We start from the raw sequence: 21,450 nt of genomic DNA, 5'->3' as shown, positions 1-21,450 counted from the left end.
TCCCGGCACCGCCCGCACCTCCCGGAGCGGCTGTGCTCCCCGTACGGGAGCGGGTTCCGCTACGCGTCGGACGGCCTCGGCCGGGAGCTTCGCGAACCGCCGCCGGCGCCGCGCGCGCGGCCGGTGCCCGTGGTCTGGCGCCCGCCCCGCCCGGCTCCGGCGCCCGCGGCGGCACCCCGGCCGCCGCCCGTGCCGGAACCGGCGCCCCGGCCGCCGCCGGACGCGCGGCCCGAGGCGGCGGAACCGGCGGTGCGGCCCGCGGAGCCCGACGTACGGCCCGCGGAGCCCGTGGCGCGGCCCGAGGCCGTGCCCGCGGCGGCCGTCCCGCCGGCCGGGGCGGGACGGCGCCGGCGGCCACCGGAGCGGCCGGTGCCGGTCGCGGAGCCGGCCGGCTTGCGCGGCGGGGTCGGCTGCGGGGTCTCGATGACGACGGGGACGCCCGAGGGCTCCCGCGCGCCGGTCAGCTCGGCGAGCTGCTCGTCGCTCGACTTGATCTGCGCCGTGCGGGGGCTGATGCCCGCGTGCGACATCAGCCGGCCCATGTCGCGCTTCTGCTCGGGCAGCACCAGGGTGAAGACGCTGCCGGACTCGCCGGCGCGGGCGGTGCGGCCGCCGCGGTGCAGGTAGTCCTTGTGGTCCATCGGCGGATCGACGTTGACGACCATGTCGAGGTCGTCGACGTGGATGCCGCGCGCTGCCACGTTCGTGGCGACGAGGGTGGTGACCTGGCCGCTCTTGAACTGGTCCAGGGTCCGGTTGCGCTGCGGCTGCGAACGGCCGCCGTGCAGGCCGGAGGCCCGTACGCCGTTGGCGAGGAGCCGCTTGACCAGCCGGTCCACGGACCGCTTGGTGTCCAGGAAGAGGATCGTGCGGCCGTCGCGGGCCGCGATCTTCAGCGTGACGGCCTTCTTGTCGGTCTCGTCCATCACGTACAGGACGTGGTGCTCCATCGTCGTGACCGCGCCGGCCGACGGGTCGACGGAGTGGACGACCGGGTCGTCGAGGAACATCTTGACCAGCCGGTCGACGTTCCGGTCGAGGGTGGCCGAGAACAGCAGGCGCTGCCCGCCCGGCTCGACCTGCTTCAGCAGCTTGGTGACCTGGGGCAGGAAGCCCATGTCGGCCATCTGGTCGGCCTCGTCGAGGACGGTGACGGCGACCTGGTCGAGCCGGCAGTCCCCGCGGTCGATGAGGTCGTGGAGGCGGCCGGGGGTGGCGATGAGGATCTCGGCGCCGCGCCGCAGCGCGGACGACTGCCGGCTGATCGACATGCCGCCGACGACGGTGGTGATGCGGAGCCGCAGCGCCCCGGCGTACGGGGTGAGCGCGTCGCTCACCTGCTGCGCGAGCTCGCGCGTGGGCACCAGGACGAGCGCGAGCGGCGCGCCCGGCTCGGCCCGGCGGCCGGCCGTACGGGCCAGGATCGCGAGTCCGAAGGCGAGGGTCTTGCCGGAGCCGGTGCGGCCCCGGCCGAGCACGTCGCGGCCGGCCAGCGAGTTCGGGAGGGTCGCGGCCTGGATCGGGAACGGCTCCGTGACGCCCTGCTCACCCAGGGTCCGCAGCAGGCCCTCGGGCATGTCGAGGTCGGCGAAGGCGGCCACCGCGGGCAGCGCGGGCGTCACCGTCTCCGGCGGCGTGAACTCGCTCGGCGGCGGGGGCGCGGACGGCCGGCGGCCTCCGCGGGAGCCCTTCGGCTGGGACGTGGACTTCGCCTGGGCGGTGCGGGGGCTGCGCTTGTGGGGGCGTTCGGAGCGGGTCATGCGTGCCTTTCTGGCCGGTGCTCGCGGCACAGCGGGGGCCCGCACCTGCACGGTGCGGGCCCCGGCTGCTCTACCCGGAACACGCGATACGGGCCCCGGCTGTTTCTCCGGGAAGGCGTGGAACGCACCCCGGATGTCTCTACCGGAACAATAGTGCGCTCCGGAACCTTCCCGCCCCTCCCGACCGATGCCTGGACGGATCAGACCTGCCCAGCGGGGTACGACGTGGGCGACCTCACAGCGGGAGGGCGGCCGCCGCGGGCCTCCGGCGGGTGCCGGAGCGCGGCGGCGTGCGCCGTCAGCGGCGCACGGCGATGCCGTCCAGGACCATGGACAGGTACTGGCGGGCGATCTCCTCGGGGCTGTGCTGCCCGCCCGGCCGGTACCAGGACGCGGCGACCCAGACGGTGTCGCGGACGAACCGGTAGGTCAGGCGGACGTCCAGGTCGGCACGGAACACGCCGTCGGCGACCCCGCGCTCCAGGGTGCCGAGCCAGGCCTTCTCGAACCGGTGCTGCGAGTCGGTCAGGTAATGGAAGCGGGGCTGGTCGGTGAGGTGCCGGGACTCCTTCTGGTAGATGGCGACGGCGGCGCGGTGCCGGTCGATCTCGCGGAAGGACTCGGTGACGAGGGCCTCGATGGTCTCGCGGGGGCCGAGCCGGGCGTCGAGGACGGCGTCGTAGCCCTGCCAGAGCTCGTCGAGGAAGGTGGAGAGGATCTCGTCGAGCATCGACTCCTTGGAGTCGAAGTGGTAGTAGAGGCTGCCGGCGAGCATGCCGGCGGCGTCCGCGATCTTGCGGACGGTGGTGGCGTTGTACCCCTGGGCGGCGAACACCTCGGCCGCCGTGTCGAGGAGTTCACGGCGCCGCTCGGGGCCGCCGCTCACCGTGGGCTTCTTCTTGCTGGGGCTCTGGGGAGTGTTCGGCACGCGTCCATTCTGGCGCCACGGGCGCCGGCCGCGGACGGGGACCGCCCCGCGGCAGGGCACGGGACGGGGCGGCCGCCCTCAGGCGGAGGCGACGGTCGAGGCCGTGGGGGTGACGGCCGAGGCGGAGGCGGCACGCTCGGCCGCGCTGCGCTCGACGCAGAACTCGTTGCCCTCCGGGTCGCCCAGGGTCGCCCAGCCGGTGCCGTCCGGGTTCCGGCGGTCGTCGAGGAGGGTCGCGCCGAGACCGAGGAGCCGCTCGACCTCCTCGTCACGGGTGCGGTCCTGCGGCTGGAGGTCGAGGTGGATCCGGTTCTTGACGCCCTTGGCCTCGGGCACCTGGATGAAGAGCAGCCCGGCCCCGGGCGTCTCGACGAGCGCCTCCTCGTCGCCCGGACTGTCCTCGTCGGAGACCTCGGCGTCCAGGACCTTCGCCCAGAAGGTGGCGAGGGCATAGGCGTCGGCGCAGTCGATGGTCACGTGGCGTACCAGGGAAGTCATGCGCGTCATGATGACCCACGGCCCCGATCGCGGCCATCGGATTACCACCCGCCCGCCCCGCCGTGGCGGGTTCGCCCTGGCGGGACGACGCCCCGCCACCGGGCGGCTCCCCCGCCTCCCGGAGGATCTGGCTGAAAGACGTCCCCACCCGACGCGCCCCGCCCCCGGACGCGCCACGGCGCCCGCCCAGTCGTCCGGTCGGGGACATTCGGGGGGCGCCGTGCTCAGTTCCGCACGTCGTTGTACGGGACGTTCTCGGGGTGATCCGTTCGGATCAGACCATCAGCGAACGGTCCGTCGGACGGATCGGGGCCGGCAGGGAGCTGGCTCCGGTCAGGTAGCGGTCCACGCCCCGGGCGGCCGAGCGGCCCTCGGCGATGGCCCAGACGATGAGCGACTGACCGCGGCCGGCGTCGCCGGCGACGTACACGCCATCGACGTTGGTGGCGAAGTCCGCGTCTCGGGCGATGTTACCCCGGGCGTCGAGGTCCAGACCGAACTGGGCGACCAGGCCGTTCTCCACGTCCGTGCCGGTGAAGCCCATCGCGAGCGTGACCAGCTGGGCGGGGATCGTGCGCTCCGTGCCCGGCTTCTGCGTCAGCTTGCCGTCGACGAACTCGACCTCGATGAGGTGGAGGGACTGGACGTTGCCGTCCTCGTCGCCCTCGAAGTGGGTGGTGGAGACGGAGTAGACCCGCTCGCCGCCCTCCTCGTGCGCGGAGGTGACCTTGTACAGCATGGGGAAGGTCGGCCAGGGCTGCCCGGCGTTCCGCTCCTCGCCCGGCCTGGGCATGATCTCCAGCTGCGTGACCGAGGCCGCGCCCTGGCGGTGGGCCGTGCCGACGCAGTCGGCGCCGGTGTCGCCGCCGCCGATGACGACGACGTGCTTGCCCTCGGCGGTGATCGGCGGGGACACGAAGTCGCCCTCGACCACCTTGTTGGCCAGCGGCAGGTACTCCATGGCCTGGTGGATGCCGTTCAGCTCCCGGCCCGGGACGGGCAGGTCGCGGGCGGTGGTGGCGCCGGCGGCGATGACCACGGCGTCGAACCGCTTGCGCAGGTCCGTCGAGGTCAGGTCGCGCCCGATCTCGATGCCGGTGCGGAACTTGGTGCCCTCCGCGCGCATCTGCTCGATGCGGCGGTTGATGTGCCGCTTCTCCATCTTGAACTCGGGGATGCCGTAGCGCAGCAGGCCGCCGATGCGGTCGGCGCGCTCGTACACGACCACGGTGTGGCCGGCCCGGGTCAGCTGCTGGGCGGCGGCGAGACCCGCCGGGCCCGAGCCGATGACGGCGGCGGTCTTGCCGGACAGGCGCTCGGGCACCTGCGGCTTGACGTCGTTGGCGTCCCACGCCTTGTCGATGATGGAGACTTCGACGTTCTTGATGGTCACGGCCGGCTGGTTGATGCCGAGCACGCACGCCGACTCGCACGGAGCCGGGCACAGGCGGCCGGTGAACTCCGGGAAGTTGTTGGTGGCGTGCAGCCGCTCCGACGCCGCCGCCCAGTCCTCGCGGTAGGCGTAGTCGTTCCACTCGGGGATCAGGTTCCCGAGGGGGCAGCCGTTGTGGCAGAACGGGATGCCGCAGTCCATGCAGCGGCCGGCCTGCTTGCTGATGATCGGCAGCAGGGAGCCGGGGACGTAGACCTCGTTCCAGTCCCTGACGCGCTCGCCCACGGGGCGGGTCTGCGCGACCTCGCGACCGGTGGTCAGGAAGCCCTTGGGGTCAGCCATGGGTCGCCGCCTCCATCATCTTCTCGGTGGTCTCGGCCTCGGAGAGACCGGCGAGCTCAGCGGCGTCCTTGGCGGCGAGCACTGCCTTGTACGTGGTGGGGATGATCTTGCTGAACCGGTCCGCGTTCACGGTCCAGTCGGCGAGGAGCTTCTCGGCGACGGTGGAGCCGGTCTCCTCCTGGTGGCGGCGCACGACGTCGTGCAGCCATGCCTTGTCGGTGTCCGACAGGCCCTCGATCGCGCCCAGGTTGCCGGAGTTGACGTTGTCCCGGTCCAGGTCGACGACGTAGGCGACACCGCCGGACATGCCGGCCGCGAAGTTGCGTCCGGTCTCGCCGAGGACGACCGCCGTGCCACCGGTCATGTACTCGCAGCCGTGGTCGCCCACGCCCTCCGAGACGACCAGGGCGCCGGAGTTGCGGACGCAGAAGCGCTCGCCGGTGCGGCCGCGGAGGAACAGCTCGCCGCCGGTCGCGCCGTAGCCGATGGTGTTGCCCGCGATCGTGGAGTACTCGGCCAGGTGGTCGGCGCCCCGGTCGGGGCGGACGATCACGCGGCCGCCGGAGAGGCCCTTGCCGACGTAGTCGTTGGCGTCGCCCTCCAGGCGGAGGGTGACACCGCTCGGCAGGAACGCGCCGAACGACTGGCCCGCGGAGCCGGTGAAGGTGATGTCGACGGTGTCGGCCGGGAGGCCGGCGCCGCCGAACCGCTTCGTGACCTGGTGGCCGAGCATGGTGCCGACCGTGCGATTGATGTTGCGGATGGCGACCTGGGCGCGGACCGGCTGGGCCTCCTCCGCGGAGGCGGCGTTCAGGGCCTCGGCGGCGAGCTGGATCAGCTCGTTGTCGAGGGCCTTCTCCAGGCCGTGGTCCTGCTCGATCCGGGCGTGGCGGACCGCGCCCTCGGGCAGTTCCGGCACGTAGAAGAGCGGCTCCAGGTCCAGGCCCTGCGCCTTCCAGTGGGTGACGGCGCGGCTGGTGTCGAGCAGCTCGGCGTGGCCGACGGCCTCCTCGATGCTGCGGAAGCCCAGCTCGGCGAGGAGCTCGCGGACCTCCTCGGCGATGAACTCGAAGAAGTTGACGACGTACTCGGCCTTGCCGGAGAAGCGGTCGCGCAGGACCGGGTTCTGGGTGGCGATGCCGACCGGGCAGGTGTCCAGGTGGCAGACCCGCATCATGACGCAGCCGGAGACGACGAGCGGCGCGGTCGCGAAACCGAACTCCTCGGCGCCGAGCAGCGCGGCGATGACGACGTCGCGGCCGGTCTTGAGCTGGCCGTCGGTCTGGACGACGATCCGGTCGCGCAGGCCGTTGAGCAGCAGCGTCTGCTGGGTCTCGGCGAGGCCGAGCTCCCAGGGGCCGCCCGCGTGCTTGAGCGAGGTGAGCGGCGAGGCGCCCGTGCCGCCGTCGTGGCCGGAGATGAGGACGACGTCCGCGTGGGCCTTGGAGACACCGGCGGCGACCGTGCCGACGCCGACCTCGGAGACCAGCTTCACGTGGATGCGGGCGACCGGGTTGGCGTTCTTGAGGTCGTGGATCAGCTGGGCCAGATCCTCGATGGAGTAGATGTCGTGGTGCGGCGGCGGCGAGATGAGGCCGACGCCGGGCGTCGAGTGACGCGTCTTGGCGACCCACGGGTAGACCTTGTGGCCGGGCAGCTGGCCGCCCTCGCCGGGCTTGGCGCCCTGGGCCATCTTGATCTGGATGTCGTCGGCGTTGACCAGGTACTCGCTGGTGACGCCGAAGCGGCCGGAGGCGACCTGCTTGATCGCGGAGCGGCGCACCGGGTCGTACAGGCGGTCCGGGTCCTCGCCGCCCTCACCGGTGTTGGACTTGGCGCCCAGCCGGTTCATCGCGACGGCGAGGGTCTCGTGGGCCTCGCGGGAGATCGAGCCGTACGACATGGCGCCGGTGGAGAAGCGCTTGACGATCTCGGAGACGGGCTCGACCTCGTCCACCGGGACGGCGGGGCGGTCGGAGGAGAGGCCGAACAGGCCGCGGAGCGTCATGAGGCGCTCGGACTGCTCGTTCACCCGGTCCGTGTACTGCTTGAAGATGTCGTACCGCTTGTTGCGCGTGGCGTGCTGCAGGCGGAAGACGGTCTCCGGGTCGAACAGGTGCGGCTCGCCCTCGCGGCGCCACTGGTACTCGCCGCCGATCTCCAGGGCGCGGTGGGCCGAGGGGACGCCGGAGACGGGGTACGCCTTGGCGTGGCGGGCGGCGACCTCCTTGGCGACGACGTCGAGGCCGGCGCCGCCGATCTTGGTGGCCGTGCCGTTGAAGTACGTGGCGACGAAGGCCTCGTCGAGGCCGACGGCCTCGAAGACCTGGGCGCCGCGGTAGGAGGCGACGGTGGAGATGCCCATCTTGGACATGACCTTGAGGACACCCTTGCCGAGGGCGTAGATCAGGTTCCGGATGGCCTGCTCGGCCTCCAGGCCCTCGATGAAGGTGCCGGCGCGGACGAGGTCCTCGACGGACTCCATGGCGAGGTACGGGTTGACCGCGGCGGCGCCGTAGCCGATGAGGAGGGCGACGTGGTGGACCTCGCGGACGTCGCCGGCCTCGACCAGCAGGCCCACCTTGGTGCGCTGCTTGGTGCGGATGAGGTGGTGGTGGACGGCCGCGGTGAGCAGCAACGAGGGGATCGGCGCGTGCTCGGCGTCGGAGTGCCGGTCGGAGAGCACGATGAGGCGGGCGCCGCCTTCGATGGCGGTGTCGGCCTCGGCGCAGATGGCGTCGAGGCGGGCGGCGAGGGCGTCGCCGCCGCCGGAGACGCGGTAGAGGCCGGAGAGGGTCGCGGCCTTCATGCCGGGCATGTCGCCGTCGGCGTTGATGTGGATGAGCTTGGCCAGCTCGTCGTTGTCGATCACCGGGAAGGGCAGGGTGACGCTGCGACACGTGGAGGCGGTGGGCTCCAGCAGGTTGCTGCCGGGGCCGAGCGAGGAGCGGAGCGAGGTCACGAGCTCTTCGCGGATGGCGTCCAGCGGCGGGTTGGTGACCTGCGCGAACAGCTGGGTGAAGTAGTCGAAGAGCAGCCGCGGCCGGGCGGACAGGGCCGCGATCGGCGAGTCGGTGCCCATGGAGCCGAGGGGCTCGCCGGCGGTGCGGGCCATCGGGGCGAGGATGACGCGGAGTTCTTCCTCGGTGTAGCCGAAGGTCTGCTGGCGGCGGGTGACCGAGGCGTGGGTGTGCACGATGTGCTCGCGCTCGGGGAGGTCGGAGAGCTCGATCTCCCCGGTCTCCAGCCACTCCTCGTAGGGGTTCTCGGCGGCGAGGGCGGCCTTGATCTCGTCGTCCTCGACGATGCGGTGCTCGGCGGTGTCGACGAGGAACATCTTGCCGGGCTGGAGGCGGCCCTTGCGGACGACCTTGGCGGGGTCGATGTCGAGGACGCCGACCTCGGAGGAGAGGACGACGAGGCCCTCGTCGGTGACCCAGTAGCGGCCGGGGCGCAGACCGTTGCGGTCGAGGACCGCGCCGACCTGGACGCCGTCGGTGAAGGTGACGCAGGCCGGGCCGTCCCAGGGCTCCATCATCGTGGAGTGGTACTGGTAGAAGGCGCGGCGGGCCGGGTCCATCGTCTCGTGGTTCTCCCACGCCTCCGGGACCATCATCAGGACCGCGTGGGGCAGGGAGCGGCCGCCGAGGTGGAGCAGCTCCAGGACCTCGTCGAAGGAGGCGGAGTCGGAGGCGTCCGGGGTGCAGATCGGGAAGATCCGGTCCAGCGGGCCCTCGCCGAAGGCGGTGGACTCCAGCTGGGCCTCGCGGGCGGTCATCCAGTTCCGGTTGCCCTTGACGGTGTTGATCTCACCGTTGTGGGCGACGAAGCGGTACGGGTGGGCCAGCGGCCAGCTCGGGAAGGTGTTGGTGGAGAACCGGGAGTGGACCAGGGCCACGGCGGTGGCGCAGCGGCGGTCCGAGAGGTCCGGGAAGAAGGGCTCCAGCTGGCCGGTGGTCAGCATGCCCTTGTAGACGAGGGTGCGGGCGGAGAGCGACGGGAAGTACGTCGCCGCCTCGCGCTCGGCGCGCTTGCGCAGGACGAAGGCCTTGCGGTCGAGCGCGATGCCGGTGGCCTCGCCGGCCGCGTCGGCGACGAAGAGCTGGCGGAAGACCGGCATGGTGGAGCGGGCGGAGGCGCCGAGCAGCTCGGGGGCGACGGGGACCTCGCGCCAGCCGAGGACGTTCAGGCCCTCTTCGGCGGCGATCGTCTCGATCTTCGCGGCGGTGTCCTCGGTGCCGTCCTCGGGGAGGAAGGCGATGCCGACGGCGTACGCGCCGGTCTCGGGGAGCGGGAATCCGGCGACCTCGCGGAGGAAGGCGTCCGGGACCTGGAGCAGGATGCCGGCGCCGTCACCGGAGTCGGGCTCGGAGCCGGTGGCGCCTCGGTGCTCGAGGTTGCGCAGTACGGTCAGCGCCTGCTCGACCAGTGCGTGGCTGGCTACACCGGTGAGGGTGGCCACGAACCCGACACCGCAGGCGTCGTGTTCGTTACGGGGGTCGTACATCCCCTGCGGAGCAGGGCGACCGTCCATGGGCGACCAGGCGTCGGAACGCATCGGCTCTCCCGTCGTCGTCGTGGCTGGGGGCACCTCCCAGACCACGTCTGGGGGAGCTGCTGCCGAGGGACGACGTTGGCCCTCCGCGGAAATTTCGTGCAGGTTACATGATGGCTGGCTTCTCGCGAAGTGGATAGCGCATTCCAACATGCGGACACCACCGGTACGGAGCGGTGGTGTCGGTTCACCTGTGGTCTGCGAGGTCAGAGGCCTGTCTCGCGGGGGCGGACCGGGACGGTCCGGAGGATCTCCGGGTCGTCGGCGACCCGTCACTGTGTGGGCTTCGTTGCCCGGCGACGCTCATGCCTCATTCCCGTTGGTCACGGGTTCGAAACCGCCGAGTAACCGGCTACATATGTGGCGTCCTGCATAGTGTCTCATCGCCGTGGCGCATCGGGCCAGGGATATACGTCACAGCCGATTCGCCCGGTTCCTCCAGTAATGACGCACCGAAAAGACCGAGAGGCCCTTTTCAGGCCCTCTCGACCTGTTTCCGGAGTGCGGAATCCGTACCACCGCACGGGGAGCGCGGGCGCCCCGTACGGGGTTCGCGGCGCCGCTTCCCGGCGTCCGGTCCCGGCCACGCGGGCCGGAAGGCCACGATGCGACCCATGGCCCCCTGCGGGCCGTCCTGTAGGGCGGCCCCGAGTCCCACGGGCCCGCCCTACAGGGCTGCTCCCAGGAGCATGCCGAGACCGTAGGTGACGGCCGCCGCCGCTCCACCGAGGAGGAGCTGGCGCAGTCCGCTGAAGAGCCAGCCGCGGGCGGTCACCCGGGCCACGAGCGCGCCGCAGGCGAAGAGCCCGAGGAGCGCGAGCAGCACGGCCGGCCAGAGCGCGGTCGCCCCGAGCAGGTAGGGCAGCACGGGCAGCAGCGCGCCGAGCGCGAAGGAGCCGAAGGAGGAGACCGCGGCCACCGTCGGCGACGGCAGGTCGTCCGGGTCGATGCCGAGCTCCTCGCGTGCGTGGATCTCCAGCGCCTGCTCGGGGTCCTTCGACAGCTGCATCGCGACCTCGCGGGCGAGTGCCGGCTCGACGCCCCGGGAGACGTAGAGCGCGGCGAGCTCCTCCATCTCGTCGACGGGGTGCTTGCGCAACTGGCGACGTTCGACCTCCAGTTCCGCCTGGACGAGCTCGCGCTGCGAGGCGACGGAGGTGTACTCGCCGGCCGCCATGGAGAAGGCGCCGGCCGCGAGACCGGCGAGGCCGGTGATGACGACCGTCTGGGAGGAGACCGCGCCGCCCGCGACACCGGTCATGAGGGCGAGGTTGGAGACGAGTCCGTCCATCGCGCCGAACACCGCCGGACGCAGCCAACCGCCGTTCACGTCACGGTGCGTGTGGTTGTCGCGGTGGGCCTCGTGCAGTGGCGCCTGGGCTTCGATGACGGACATGGCTCTCCCCTTCGTTTCGGCGGGCCGGGCTGCTCCCGCCGCTCCCCACACCCTCGAAAGTACGCGCGATGTAAGGGGCGCGCTAGCAAGGCAGGCCGTACTTACTCAGGGGTGCCCTGCTGCGTGAACCGGGTCCTGGCGTGCTGTCAGGCGGGTGACAGAGACGTTTCTTCTGCGCGTTCGCGGCCCTCCGTGGCACAGATCCAGACATCGGGGCGCCCGTCGTGCGCCCCCATCGAGGAAGGGGCCACGGACATGGTGACCACCACGGCATGCGATACGCGCGAACGGGCGAGGGGGGCGCTCCTCGGCCTCGCCGTCGGCGACGCGCTCGGCGCGCCCGCCGAGAACATGCGCCCCTCCGAGATCCGCCGCCGCTGGGGCCGGATCGAGGGCTTCGTGACGGACCGTCCGGCGGGCACGGACGACACCGAGTACGCCATCTTCTCCGCGCTGCTGCTCGCCCGGCACGGTTCGGCCCTCACCGTCCAGCACGTCGAGCGGGCCTGGCACCACTGGATCGCCGACCTCGACGAGGGCCCGTTCCGCGGCGCGGGCTTCTCGGAGCGCGGCACCCTGGAGAACCTCCGCAGGGGCCTGGCCGCCCCGATCTCCGCACAGCACCGGCACGCCTGGAGCGACGGCCTCGCCATGCGGGCGGCACCCTTCGGGGTCTTCGCGGCCGGCCGGCCCGCCGAGGCGGCCCGGCTGGTCGCGATCGACGGCAGCGTCAGCCACGACGGCGAGGGCATCTACGGCGGCCAGGCGGTCGCGGCGGGCGTCGCGGCGGCGATGGCGGGAGCCGGAGTCACCTCGGTGATCGCGGCGGCCCTCTCGGCGGTGCCGATGGACTCGTGGACGGCGCGGTCGATGCGGCGCGCGGTGGTCGCGGCCCAGCGCGTCCAGCCGGATCCGCTCACCCGCGAGCGCCAGGTCCGCTCCGCGGTCGTCATCGGCGGCTACCCGTGGACGGACCTGGCGCCGGAGGCGGTGGGACTGGCGTTCGGCGCCTTCGCCGCGGCCCGCGGGGACTTCCGTACGGCGGTCCTGACGGCCGTCAACATGGGCCGCGACGCCGACACCACGGCGGCGGTCGCGGGCGCGCTGGCCGGAGCGGCCGGCGGACTGCGGTCGATCCCCGAGGAGTGGGCCTCGGCCATCACCCCCGTCACGGGCAGCTGCCTGCCGTCGATGCGCGGCTACCACGTCCTGGACGTGGCCGACCTTCTGACCCCGGAGGGGGAATCCTGATGAGCGACGACACGACGACGACCATGGCGACGAACGCGACCACGACGACGGCGGCGACCACCACGACGACGGCGACCACGACGGCGGCCACGGCGACGACGACCGCGGGCGCGGCGACCACGGGCGCGGCGACCGCGGGCGGCGCGCCCGTCGCCGCGGGCCTCGCCCCCACCGCCGCGGTCGACGCCCCCACCGCCGCGGACCTTCGTTCCGCGGGGCTGCGGGGGCTCCCCCGGACGGAGTCCGTGGGAGGGTGGGCCCGGCGCCCGTCGCCGGACGCCGGTCCCCCGCTCGGCGCCCACCTGGACCTGACGGCGCCCCCGCTGCCGGGCGGCGCGGCGCCGGCCCCCGCCCCGCCCCACGGCACGGGTTCCTGGGGCGGCACTCACGAGACCGGACGGCCCGAGGCGCCCCCCAGGCCGCCGCGCGACGCCGTGGAGGGCCTCCTCCTCGGCCTCGCGGCGGGCGACGCCGCCGGATGGCCCGCCGCCCGGCACCGGGCCGCCCGCATGCCGGAGTGGACCCGTCGCCTCACCCGCGAGCTCGACACCTTCGCCGAGCAGAACGCCACGACCACGCTCCCCGTCCCCATCGCCCTCAACCAGCCCCCCGAGCCCCTCCGGCTCGGCCCCTCCGACGACGCCGAATGGGCGGTCTTCACCGCGGAGGCGATCCTCGCCGCCGGGGGCCCGCCCTTCACCGCGCTCCCGCGGGAGCGCCGGCTGCGCGCCGCGGTCGACCTCGCCTGGAACGCCCTGGCCGGCCAGGTCGCCGCCGCGGCGGAACGCGCCCCCGAGGTCGAGTCCGCCGTGCTCCCGCTCCGCGCCCGGATCTCCGTCCGCGCGGGCCTCGGCAATCTCGCGACGGGGCTCCGCCCGCCGGCCACCGGACACGACAACCCGCACTTCTTCGACGACGCGGCCTGCGTCCGGGCCGCCGTCCTGGCCGTCGTCCACCCCGGAGACCCCCGCGCGGCGGCCGAACTCGCCGAGTTCGACGCCCGGTACACCCAGGACGGCGACGGCGTCCACGGCGCCCGCGCGACGGCGGCCGCCGTCGCGGCGGCCCTCGGCGGGGCGACGGCCGACGAAGCCGTCGAGGCGGCCCTCGCCGAACTCCCGCCCGTCACCGAGATCGGCCGCAACGCCCGGTACGCGGTACAGCTCGCCCGGACCGCCGGCTCGGCCTTCGAACTGGTCCCGCTCCTTGAGCACCAGATCGTGGACCACGTCTACAGCTACGGCATCGCCGCGGCCGAGACCGTCCCGGTGGCGCTCGCCCTCGCCACCGCCGCCCGGGGCGCCATGACGGCCGCGGTGCCCGCCGCCGTCTGCCTGTCCCGGGTGGCCGACTCCGCCCCGGCCCTGGCCGGAGCGCTCACCGGGGCGCTGGGCGGGGGCCGTTCGGTGCCGGCGACCTGGCGCGAGGCGTGCCGGACCCTCGCGGGCTGCGCGCTGCCCCGGCTCGCGGGAACGGACCTGGTCGAACTCGCCGGGCTGCTCGCAGCCACGGAACGACCCGCCCCGGGTGGACAATCCCGACATGACACCCACAACGCCCCTCGTGCCGACGCCCGCACTGGATGACCGGATCACCGGCGGTCTCCTCGGAGCCGCCGTCGGCGACGCCCTCGGCGGCCCCGTCGAGGGCTACACCCCCGAGCAGATCACCGAACGCCACGGCGGTCGTGTCGCCGGGATCGTCGGCCCGTGGAACGGCGAGGCGTGGCGCACCGCCCGCCCCATCGCCCCGTACCACAAGGGCGACGGACACGTCACCGACGACACCTTGATGACCCACGCGCTGATCCGGGTGTACGAGCGGGTCCGCGGCCACCTGGACGCGTACGCCGTCGCGGACCACCTCGTCCCCGAACTGATGGGCTCCCCCGTCTGGATCCCGGAGCTGGAGGCGGAGGCCCTCCCCCTCCAGCGGATCTTCCTCGCCGAGAAGTGGCTGGTGGCCCGGCTCCACTACGGGCACGTGGACCCGCGCGAGGCGGGCAGCGGCAACATCGTCAACTGCGGTGCCGCGATGTACATGGCACCGGTCGGACTCGTCAACGCGGCCCACCCGGAGGCCGCCTACGCCGAGGCCCTCGACATCGCGGGCGCGCACCAGTCCTCGTACGGCCGCGAGGCGGCGGGGGTGTTCGCGGCCGCCGTGGCGGCGGCCTGCGTCCCGGGCGCGACGGCGGCGTCGGTGGTCGACACGGCCCTGTCGCTGGCGAAGGACGGGACGCGGGCGGCCATCGAGGCGGTGGCGGAAGTCGCCGAAGGCCACCGGGACTTCGAGTCGGCGCTCGTCCCGCTCCGCAGGGCGGTGGCCCCCTTCGACTCGGTGGGCCCCGACTACCGCGCCCCGTCCCTCGGCGCCCGCCGCCCCTCCCGCCTGCACGCGATCGAGGAACTCCCGATCGCCCTCGGCATGCTCCTGGTCGGTGAGGGCGACTTCCGCCGGACCGTCCTGGGCTCCGTCAACTACGGCCGCGACTGCGACTCGATCGCCACCATGGCGGGCGCGATCGTGGGCGCCCTGCACGGGGAGCAGGCGGTGCCGGCGGACTGGGCGAAGCGGGTGGCGGAGGCGAGCCGCCTGGACCTGCACGCCCCGGCGCGGGCGCTGACCGAGGTGGCCCGGGAGATCTTCGCCCGGGACGGGGAGCGGCGCCGCGCCCACGAGCGGGCGTTCGCGATGCTGACGGGCGTGGCCGAGCGGTGAACCTCCGCCTGACCTGGGTCCAGCCGGAGGACCTGCTGGGCCACGAACTCCGCCAGGCGGCGGAGGACGGCCGCGACGCGCGCGCCGTCGCCGCCCGCTGGACGGAGGCGGGCGGACCGCCCGCCCCGGAGTCGGCCGGCGCCTCCGGGACGCCCCGCCCCGGCCTCCGCGCCCTGGCGGAGGAGCTCATGGACGCGCTGGCCGCCCTCCCCTCTCCCCTGTCCGCCGCCGAGCCGACCTCCCTCCCCGGGATCCGCGCCCTGACCACCCCCGGCGCCACCCCTCCGCCGGCCCACCCCACCGGCCAGGACCCCGCCGGCGCGGACGCGGACGAGGCCACCCCTCCGCCGGCCCACCCCACCGGCCAGGACCCCGCCGGCGCGGTCGGGGAAACGGCCGCCCCCCGCGCCACCCCTCCCCCGGCCCGCCCGACCGGCCCGCCCCCCGCCACCGCGGCCGGGGACACCGCCCTCCGCGACCGCCTTCACGCCGCCTGGCTCGGCCGTGCCGCCGGCTGCCTCCTCGGCAAGCCCGTCGAGAAGCTCCCCCTCCACGCCGTCCGCGCCCTGGCCCGCGCCACGGGCAACTGGCCCCTCTCCACCTGGTACACCGCCCGCGGCGTCCCGCCCGAACTGCTCGCCGCCCACCCCTGGAACCGCCGCTCCGCCCCCACCTCGCTCGCCGAGAACATCGACGGGATGCCGGAGGACGACGACCTCAACTACCCGCTCCTCAACCTGCTGCTGCTCCGGCGGCACGGCCGCGGCTTCACCACCGCCGACGTCGCCCGCCTCTGGCTCGACGAACTCCCCGCCGGCCGCACCTTCACGGCCGAGCGGGTGGCCTACCGCAACCTCCTCGACGGGATCGAACCCCCGCTGACCGCCCTGCGCCGCAATCCGTTCCGCGAGTGGATCGGCGCCCAGATCCGGGCCGACGTCCACGGCTGGACCCGGCCCGGCGACCCGGCCGCCGCCGCCGGGCAGGCCTACCGGGACGCGGCCCTCACCCACACCGCCAACGGTGTCTACGGCGCCATGTTCGTCGCCGCCACCCTCGCCACCGCCGCCACCGGCACCGCCGACGTACACCGCTCGCTCGCCGGGGGCCTCGCCGTGATCCCCCCGCGCTCCCGCCTCGCCCGCGCGGTCCGCCGCGGGATCGCCCTCGCCCGCGACACCCACGACACCCACGACTTCGACGCCGTCGTCGACCGCCTGCACACCGAACTCGGCGGGTACCACTGGGTGCATGCCGTCCCGAACGCCGCTCTGCTCGCCGCGGCCCTCACCCACGCCGACGGCGACTTCACCCGCTCCATCGGCGCGGCGGTCTCCGGCGGCTGGGACACCGACTCCAACGGCGCCACCGCCGGTTCGGTCGCCGGGCTGCTCGCCGGCCACCCCGACCGGCTCCCCGAGCACTGGACCGCCCCCCTCAAGAACCGGCTCGCGACCTCCGTCCCGTCCTTCGACGGCATCGGTTTCGACACCCTGGCCGAACTGACCCACCTGGAGGCAGTACGCCCATGACCAGCATCGTCGTACTCGGCAGCACCAACATGGACCTCGTCGCCTACGTCCCGAGAGCCCCGGCCCTCGGCGAGACCGTCACCGGCCGCTCCTTCCGCACGATCCCCGGCGGCAAGGGCGCCAACCAGGCCGTCGCCGCCGCCCGCGCCGGCGCCGAGGTGTCGATGATCGGCGCGGTCGGCGCCGACGACTTCGGCACCCGGCTGCGGGCCGCCCTCGAACACTGCTCGGTCGACACCGACCTGCTGCGCACCGCCGAGGGCGCCTCCGGCACCGCGCACATCGTCGTCGACGACGAGGGCGGGAACGCGATCGTCGTCATCCCCGGGGCGAACGGCACCGTCACCGCGCTCGACCACGGCGACGAGGCCCTCATCGGCACCGCCGACGCCCTGCTCCTCCAGCTCGAACTCCCCCTCTCCGTCGTCGTGGAGGGCGCCGCGACCGCCCGCCGCCTCGGCGTCCGGACCGTCCTCACCCCCGCGCCCGCCCAGCCCCTCCCGCCCGAACTGCTCGCCTCCGTCGACCTGCTCGTGCCCAACGAGCACGAGGCGGCGGCGCTCACCGGTCTCGCCGACCCCCGCGAGGCCGCGCTCGCCCTGCTCCGCGACGTCCCCGAGGTCGTCGTCACCCTCGGAGCCGCCGGCAGCCTGTACGCCGTCCGCGGCGCCGACCCGGTCGCGGTGCCGGCGCCCCGCGTCCGGGCCGTGGACACCACCGCCGCCGGCGACACCTTCGTCGGCGCCCTGGTCGTCGCGCTCGCCGAGGGCCGCCCCGCCCCCGAGGCGCTCGCCTGGGCGGGGACCGCGGCCGCGCTCTCCGTCCAGCGCGAGGGCGCGTCGACGTCGATGCCCTACCGCACCGAGATCGAGGCCGCCTTCGGCTCGTCCGCCGAGGAGGCGGGCACGACCGGAAAGGAGTCCGGCCCCGTATGAACCCCGCACCGCACACCCCGGCCGCCCCGCACCCGCCCGACGCCACGGCACCCCGGCCGCCCCTCCACGGCCTGCGCGTCCTGGACCTCGCGACCCTCTTCGCCGGCCCGCTCGCCGCGACGATGCTCGGCGACTTCGGCGCCGACGTCGTCAAGGTCGAGCACCCCCGCAAGCCCGACCCGTCCCGCGGTCACGGCCCCGCCAAGGACGGCGTCGGCCTCTGGTGGAAGGTCCTCGGCCGCAACAAGCGGGCGATCACCCTCGATCTCGGCTCCCCCGGCGGCCGCGACACCCTCCTCGCGCTCGCCGCGGACGCCGACGTGATCGTGGAGAACTTCCGCCCCGGCACCCTGGAACGCTGGGGCCTCGGCTGGGAGGAGCTGTCCACAGTCAACCCGCGCCTGGTCCTCGCCCGGGTCACCGGCTTCGGCCAGTTCGGCCCGTACGCCCACCGCCCCGGTTTCGGCACCCTCGCCGAGGCGATGAGCGGCTTCGCCGCCCTCACCGGCGAGCCGGACGGCCCGCCGACCCTGCCCCCCTTCGGCCTGGCCGACTCGATCGCCGCCCTGGCCACGGCGTACGCGGTGATGACCGCGCTCACCGCGAGGACCGCGACCGGGCGCGGCCAGGTCGTCGACATGGCGATCATCGAACCGATGCTCGCCGTCGTCGGTCCCCATCCCCTCTGGTACGACCAGCTCGGCTACGTCCAGCCCCGCACGGGCAACCGCTCCCGCAACAACGCCCCCCGCAACACCTACCGCACCGCCGACGGCTCCTGGGTCGCCGTCTCCACCTCCGCCCAGTCGATCGCCGAGCGCGTCATGACCCTGGTCGGCCGTCCGGAGCTGATCGAGGAGCCGTGGTTCGCCGACGGCACCGGGCGCGCCGCGCACGCGGACGTCCTGGACGAGGCGGTGGGCTCGTGGATCGCCCGCCGGACCCGGGAGGAGGCGATGAACGCGTTCGAGAAGGCGGAGGCGGCGATCGCCCCGGTCTACGACGTCCGGGACGTCGTGGACGATCCCCAGTACCGGGCCCTCGGCACCGTCACCGAGGTGCAGGATCCCGAACTCGGACCGATCAGGATGCAGAACGTCCTCTTCCGGCTCTCCGAGACGCCCGGTGCCATCCGCTGGGCCGGCCGCCCCCACGGCGCCGACACCGCCGACGTCCTCTCCGAGCTCGGCCTCAGCCCCGCCGAGATCGACAGCCTCCGCGAGCAGGGAGCGGTATGAACAGCACGAGCGAGACCCCGCCCCGACCGGGCGGCACGCCCCGCAACCGGCCCGGCACGCCCGCCCTCACCTGGCTGTACGCCCCCGGCGACCGCCCCGACGTGGTCCGCAAGGCCCTGGTCTCCGGCGCCGACGTGGTCATCGTCGACCTGGAGGACGCGGTCGCCCCGCACCGCAAGGCGTACGCCCTGGAGGCGACGGCCGAGCTGCTCGCGGACCCGCTGCCCGTCCCGGTGCACGTCCGCGTGCACACCCCGCGGGACATCCCCACCCTGGCCCTCCTCCCCGGGCTGCACGGTCTCCGTGTCCCCAAGGTGACGCACGCCGCCGACATCCTCCGGCTGGTCGATCTGGCGCCGGGCCTCCCGCTGTACCCGCTCCTGGAGAACGCCCTGGCCGTGGAGCACGCGTACGCCATCGCCACGGCGCACCCGGCCGTCCGCGGCATCGCGCTCGGCGAGGCCGACCTCCGCGCCGACCTGGGCGTACGGGAGGACCGCGGCCTGGACTGGTCGCGCGGCCGGGTGGTGGTCGCGGCCCGCGCGGCCGCCCTGCCGCCGCCGGCCCAGTCCGTGCACCCCGATGTCGGCGACCTGGAGGCGCTGGCGGCGGGCTGCGCCCGGGGCCGGGCCATGGGCTTCTTCGGCCGGGCGGCCATCCATCCGCGTCAGCTCCCGGTCATCGAGCGCGCCTACCTCCCGACTCCCGAGGAGGTGGACGCGGCGCGGGAGGTCGTGGAGGCCGCCGGGCCCGAGCCGGGCGCCCTGGCCCTCCCGGACGGCCGCTTCGTGGACGCGGCGGTGGTGGCGGGCGCCCACCGGGTCCTCGCCCTCGCGGCCCGGACCGCCTGACGTCGGCCGGGCATGCGAAAGGGCCGCCGGGACCTCGGGGTCCCGGCGGCCCTTCGACCGGCTGAGGGGCTGGTCAGCCCTTGGCGGCCGACCCGGCGCCGTTGTCGGCGTCGTGCGCCACGTCTCCGTCGGCGACGTCTGCGTCCTTCGTGTCGTCCGGGAGGCCGTCCCTGACGGCGTCCCCGGCGTCGGCACCGGCGACGTCCTCGTCCTCGCCGTCGGCCTTCGGGGCGGCCTTGTCGGCGGCCTCCTTCGCGGCCTTGGGCTCCACGATCTCCTCGCGGCCGGGGCGGACCCGGGCCGAGACCACCATGTAGACGACGGCGAGCAGGAAGACGCCGATGGCGGTCCAGACGTTCAGCCGCAGGCCGAGGATGTGGTGGGCCTCGTCGACGCGCATGTACTCGATCCAGGCACGGCCCACGCAGTACGCGGCGACGTAGAGCGCGAAGGCGCGGCCGTGGCCGAGCTTGAAGCGGCGGTCGGCCCAGATGACGAGGAAGGCGACGCCGACGCACCAGAGCGACTCGTACAGGAAGGTCGGGTGGTACAGCCCGGCCTCGCGGTTCGCGCTCTCGGTGATCTTCAGGGCCCAGGGCAGGTCGGTCTGCTTGCCGTACAGCTCCTGGTTGAACCAGTTGCCCCAGCGGCCGATGGCCTGGGCGAAGGCGATTCCGGGGGCGATGGCGTCGGCGTAGGCCGGGAGCGGGATGCCCCGGCGGCGGCAGCCGATCCAGGCGCCCACCGCGCCGAGCGCGATGGCGCCCCAGATGCCGAGGCCGCCCTCCCAGATCTTGAAGGCGTCGACCCAGTTCTCACCCTCGCTGAAGTACAGCTGGTAGTCGGTGATCACGTGGTACAGGCGTCCGCCGACGAGGCCGAAGGGCACCGCCCAGACGGCGATGTCGGCCACGGTGCCGGCGGTGCCGCCCCGGGCGATCCAGCGCTTGTTGCCGTACCAGACGGCGACGAAGACACCGATGATGATGCAGAAGGCATAGCCGCGCAGCGGGATCGGTCCGAGGTTGATCACGCCGGTCGACGGGCTGGGAATGTAGGCAAGGTCCATGGCAGGACCGACGCTACCCTGCCGGGCGGGCGGGACGGCAGCCCGCCCGGCAACGTATGGGTAACTAACCCGGTCCCGGGGCGGTGGCTCAGCCCGCCGAGGGGGAGCCCGCGGAGGGCGCCGGGGCGCTCGTCGGGGCGGCCGTGCCGGGCTTCTTGCCCTTGTTGGCCTCGGCGACCCACTTCTTCAGGTTGTCCGGGGAGATCTGCTCGCTCCCCTTCTGCGGGAAGACCGATTCTCCGTTGAGCAGGACGGACGGCGTGCCGCCGAAGCCGCCGTTCCGGAAGGCCTCGTTCGACTTGGCCACCCAGGTGTCGTGCGTGCCCTCGTTCACACAGCTGCGGAAGGCGGGCGTGTCGAGGCCCGGCACCTTGGCCGCCAGCTCGATGAGCTTGGCGTTGTCCCCGAAGGCGTCGTCGGTCTCCTGCGGCTGGTTGATGTAGAGCGTGTCGTGGTACGCGGTGAACTTCCCCGCGTCCTGGGCGCACGCGGCGGCGTTCGCCGCGCGCAGGGAGCCGCTGCCGCCCATGTTCCCGTCGATCAGGGTGGCGAGGTGGTACTCGGTCCTGATCGCGCCGGCGGCCTCCAGCTCGTGGATGGTGTCCCGGAACGCGTTCTCGAACTGGGCGCACGCCGGGCAGCGGAAGTCCTCCCAGATCGCGAGCGTCGAGGGGGCGTCCGACTTGCCGGTGGGGACGGCGGGCTTGCCGTCCTCGTCGGTCGCCCCCGCCGGCACGACCACCCGGCCCGCGTTGTCGGACGCGCTGTCCTTGTCGCCGCCCGCGGCGATCACCCCGACGACCGCGGCGAGTCCGAGGACGCCGACCACCGCCGCCGAGACGATCAGGATCCGCCGCTGCTTCTCGCGGGTCTTCTCGCGCTCGCGCTGCTGCTGCAGGCGCTCCCGCGCACTCCGATTACCGTCACCGCTGTTCTTCTGGCTCACGCCTCGGAAACGAACCGGGGAGGCACGTGCATGCC

At 73.9% G+C, this 21,450-nt stretch carries 14 protein-coding genes and 1 pseudogene; 7 read left to right on the top strand and 8 right to left on the bottom strand.

What is annotated here, in order from left to right; all coding sequences use genetic code 11:
• Positions 1-59 precede the first annotated feature (59 nt).
• The 6 genes and pseudogenes from ACF09E_RS25385 to ACF09E_RS25360 form a co-directional block, all read right to left on the bottom strand.
• Positions 60-1,760, bottom strand: coding sequence for a DEAD/DEAH box helicase (locus ACF09E_RS25385; protein ID WP_392207309.1), 1,701 nt, complete (start codon positions 1,758-1,760; stop codon positions 60-62).
• Positions 1,761-2,058: 298 nt separating this feature from the next.
• Positions 2,059-2,688 carry a TetR/AcrR family transcriptional regulator gene (locus ACF09E_RS25380; protein WP_392207307.1) on the bottom strand — a complete coding sequence of 210 codons (630 nt, stop codon included), beginning with the start codon at positions 2,686-2,688 and terminating at the stop codon, positions 2,059-2,061.
• Positions 2,689-2,769: 81 nt separating this feature from the next.
• Positions 2,770-3,186, bottom strand: a pseudogene (locus tag ACF09E_RS25375) (VOC family protein); the annotation flags it as partial.
• 274 nt (positions 3,187-3,460) lie between these two features.
• Complete coding sequence (locus tag ACF09E_RS25370; RefSeq protein WP_392207305.1) at positions 3,461-4,921, bottom strand: glutamate synthase subunit beta; 1,461 nt, start codon at positions 4,919-4,921, stop codon at positions 3,461-3,463.
• A complete protein-coding gene (gltB, locus tag ACF09E_RS25365; RefSeq protein ID WP_392207303.1) occupies positions 4,914-9,479 on the bottom strand; it encodes a glutamate synthase large subunit in 4,566 nt (1,521 codons plus the stop codon). The genes ACF09E_RS25370 and gltB overlap by 8 nt, the downstream gene beginning before the upstream one ends.
• Before the next feature lie 664 nt (positions 9,480-10,143).
• Positions 10,144-10,872 carry a VIT1/CCC1 transporter family protein gene (locus tag ACF09E_RS25360; RefSeq protein WP_392207301.1) on the bottom strand — a complete coding sequence of 243 codons (729 nt, stop codon included), beginning with the start codon at positions 10,870-10,872 and terminating at the stop codon, positions 10,144-10,146.
• Between the two features lie 255 nt (positions 10,873-11,127).
• Here ACF09E_RS25360 and ACF09E_RS25355 point away from each other — a divergent pair, with 255 nt between their 5' ends.
• Genes ACF09E_RS25355 through ACF09E_RS25325 form a run of 7 tightly spaced genes read left to right on the top strand, consistent with a single transcriptional unit; the run spans position 11,128 to position 19,400 of the window.
• Positions 11,128-12,123: an ADP-ribosylglycohydrolase family protein gene (locus tag ACF09E_RS25355; protein ID WP_361859525.1), complete on the top strand. Its 996-nt coding sequence runs from the start codon at positions 11,128-11,130 to the stop codon at positions 12,121-12,123.
• Entirely contained in the window at positions 12,123-13,709 is a 1,587-nt protein-coding gene (locus ACF09E_RS25350; RefSeq protein ID WP_392207299.1) for an ADP-ribosylglycohydrolase family protein, read from the top strand. The genes ACF09E_RS25355 and ACF09E_RS25350 overlap by 1 nt, the downstream gene beginning before the upstream one ends.
• Entirely contained in the window at positions 13,666-14,844 is a 1,179-nt protein-coding gene (locus tag ACF09E_RS25345; RefSeq protein ID WP_392207297.1) for an ADP-ribosylglycohydrolase family protein, read from the top strand. The genes ACF09E_RS25350 and ACF09E_RS25345 overlap by 44 nt, the downstream gene beginning before the upstream one ends.
• A complete protein-coding gene (locus tag ACF09E_RS25340) occupies positions 14,841-16,376 on the top strand; it encodes an ADP-ribosylglycohydrolase family protein (protein WP_392207295.1) in 1,536 nt (511 codons plus the stop codon). The genes ACF09E_RS25345 and ACF09E_RS25340 overlap by 4 nt, the downstream gene beginning before the upstream one ends.
• Positions 16,373-17,311 (top strand): ribokinase, encoded by a 939-nt coding sequence (gene rbsK / locus ACF09E_RS25335; RefSeq protein WP_392207293.1) that lies wholly within the window; start codon positions 16,373-16,375, stop codon positions 17,309-17,311. The genes ACF09E_RS25340 and rbsK overlap by 4 nt, the downstream gene beginning before the upstream one ends.
• Entirely contained in the window at positions 17,308-18,549 is a 1,242-nt protein-coding gene (locus ACF09E_RS25330) for a CaiB/BaiF CoA transferase family protein (protein ID WP_392207291.1), read from the top strand. Before rbsK ends, ACF09E_RS25330 begins: the two co-directional genes overlap by 4 nt.
• Positions 18,546-19,400 carry an HpcH/HpaI aldolase/citrate lyase family protein gene (locus ACF09E_RS25325; protein ID WP_388802365.1) on the top strand — a complete coding sequence of 285 codons (855 nt, stop codon included), beginning with the start codon at positions 18,546-18,548 and terminating at the stop codon, positions 19,398-19,400. Before ACF09E_RS25330 ends, ACF09E_RS25325 begins: the two co-directional genes overlap by 4 nt.
• A 73-nt stretch (positions 19,401-19,473) precedes the next feature.
• On the opposite strand, the gene lgt is transcribed toward ACF09E_RS25325, so the two are convergent.
• Both lgt and ACF09E_RS25315 read right to left on the bottom strand, forming a co-directional pair.
• On the bottom strand, positions 19,474-20,469 hold the full coding sequence (gene lgt / locus ACF09E_RS25320) for a prolipoprotein diacylglyceryl transferase (RefSeq protein WP_392207289.1): 996 nt from the start codon (positions 20,467-20,469) through the stop codon (positions 19,474-19,476).
• 88 nt (positions 20,470-20,557) lie between these two features.
• The gene (locus ACF09E_RS25315; protein WP_392207287.1) at positions 20,558-21,415 is read right to left on the bottom strand and encodes a DsbA family protein; all 858 of its coding nucleotides are present in this window, start codon (positions 21,413-21,415) and stop codon (positions 20,558-20,560) included.
• Positions 21,416-21,450: the final 35 nt, after the last annotated feature.

The organism is Streptomyces sp. NPDC014891 (assembly GCF_043081085.1).
Lineage (GTDB): Bacteria > Actinomycetota > Actinomycetes > Streptomycetales > Streptomycetaceae > Streptomyces.
This window is presented reverse-complemented; position numbering and strand designations above follow the sequence as displayed.

Coding starts and splice junctions, on each gene's coding strand:
- ACF09E_RS25385 (WP_392207309.1), bottom strand. CDS start 1,760: ATGACCCGCTCCGAACGCCCCCACAAGCGCAGCCCCCGCACCGCCCAG.
- ACF09E_RS25370 (WP_392207305.1), bottom strand. CDS start 4,921: ATGGCTGACCCCAAGGGCTTCCTGACCACCGGTCGCGAGGTCGCGCAG.
- gltB (WP_392207303.1), bottom strand. CDS start 9,479: ATGCGTTCCGACGCCTGGTCGCCCATGGACGGTCGCCCTGCTCCGCAG.
- ACF09E_RS25360 (WP_392207301.1), bottom strand. CDS start 10,872: ATGTCCGTCATCGAAGCCCAGGCGCCACTGCACGAGGCCCACCGCGAC.
- ACF09E_RS25355 (WP_361859525.1), top strand. CDS start 11,128: ATGGTGACCACCACGGCATGCGATACGCGCGAACGGGCGAGGGGGGCG.
- ACF09E_RS25350 (WP_392207299.1), top strand. CDS start 12,123: ATGAGCGACGACACGACGACGACCATGGCGACGAACGCGACCACGACG.
- ACF09E_RS25345 (WP_392207297.1), top strand. CDS start 13,666: ATGACACCCACAACGCCCCTCGTGCCGACGCCCGCACTGGATGACCGG.
- rbsK (WP_392207293.1), top strand. CDS start 16,373: ATGACCAGCATCGTCGTACTCGGCAGCACCAACATGGACCTCGTCGCC.
- ACF09E_RS25330 (WP_392207291.1), top strand. CDS start 17,308: ATGAACCCCGCACCGCACACCCCGGCCGCCCCGCACCCGCCCGACGCC.
- ACF09E_RS25325 (WP_388802365.1), top strand. CDS start 18,546: ATGAACAGCACGAGCGAGACCCCGCCCCGACCGGGCGGCACGCCCCGC.
- lgt (WP_392207289.1), bottom strand. CDS start 20,469: ATGGACCTTGCCTACATTCCCAGCCCGTCGACCGGCGTGATCAACCTC.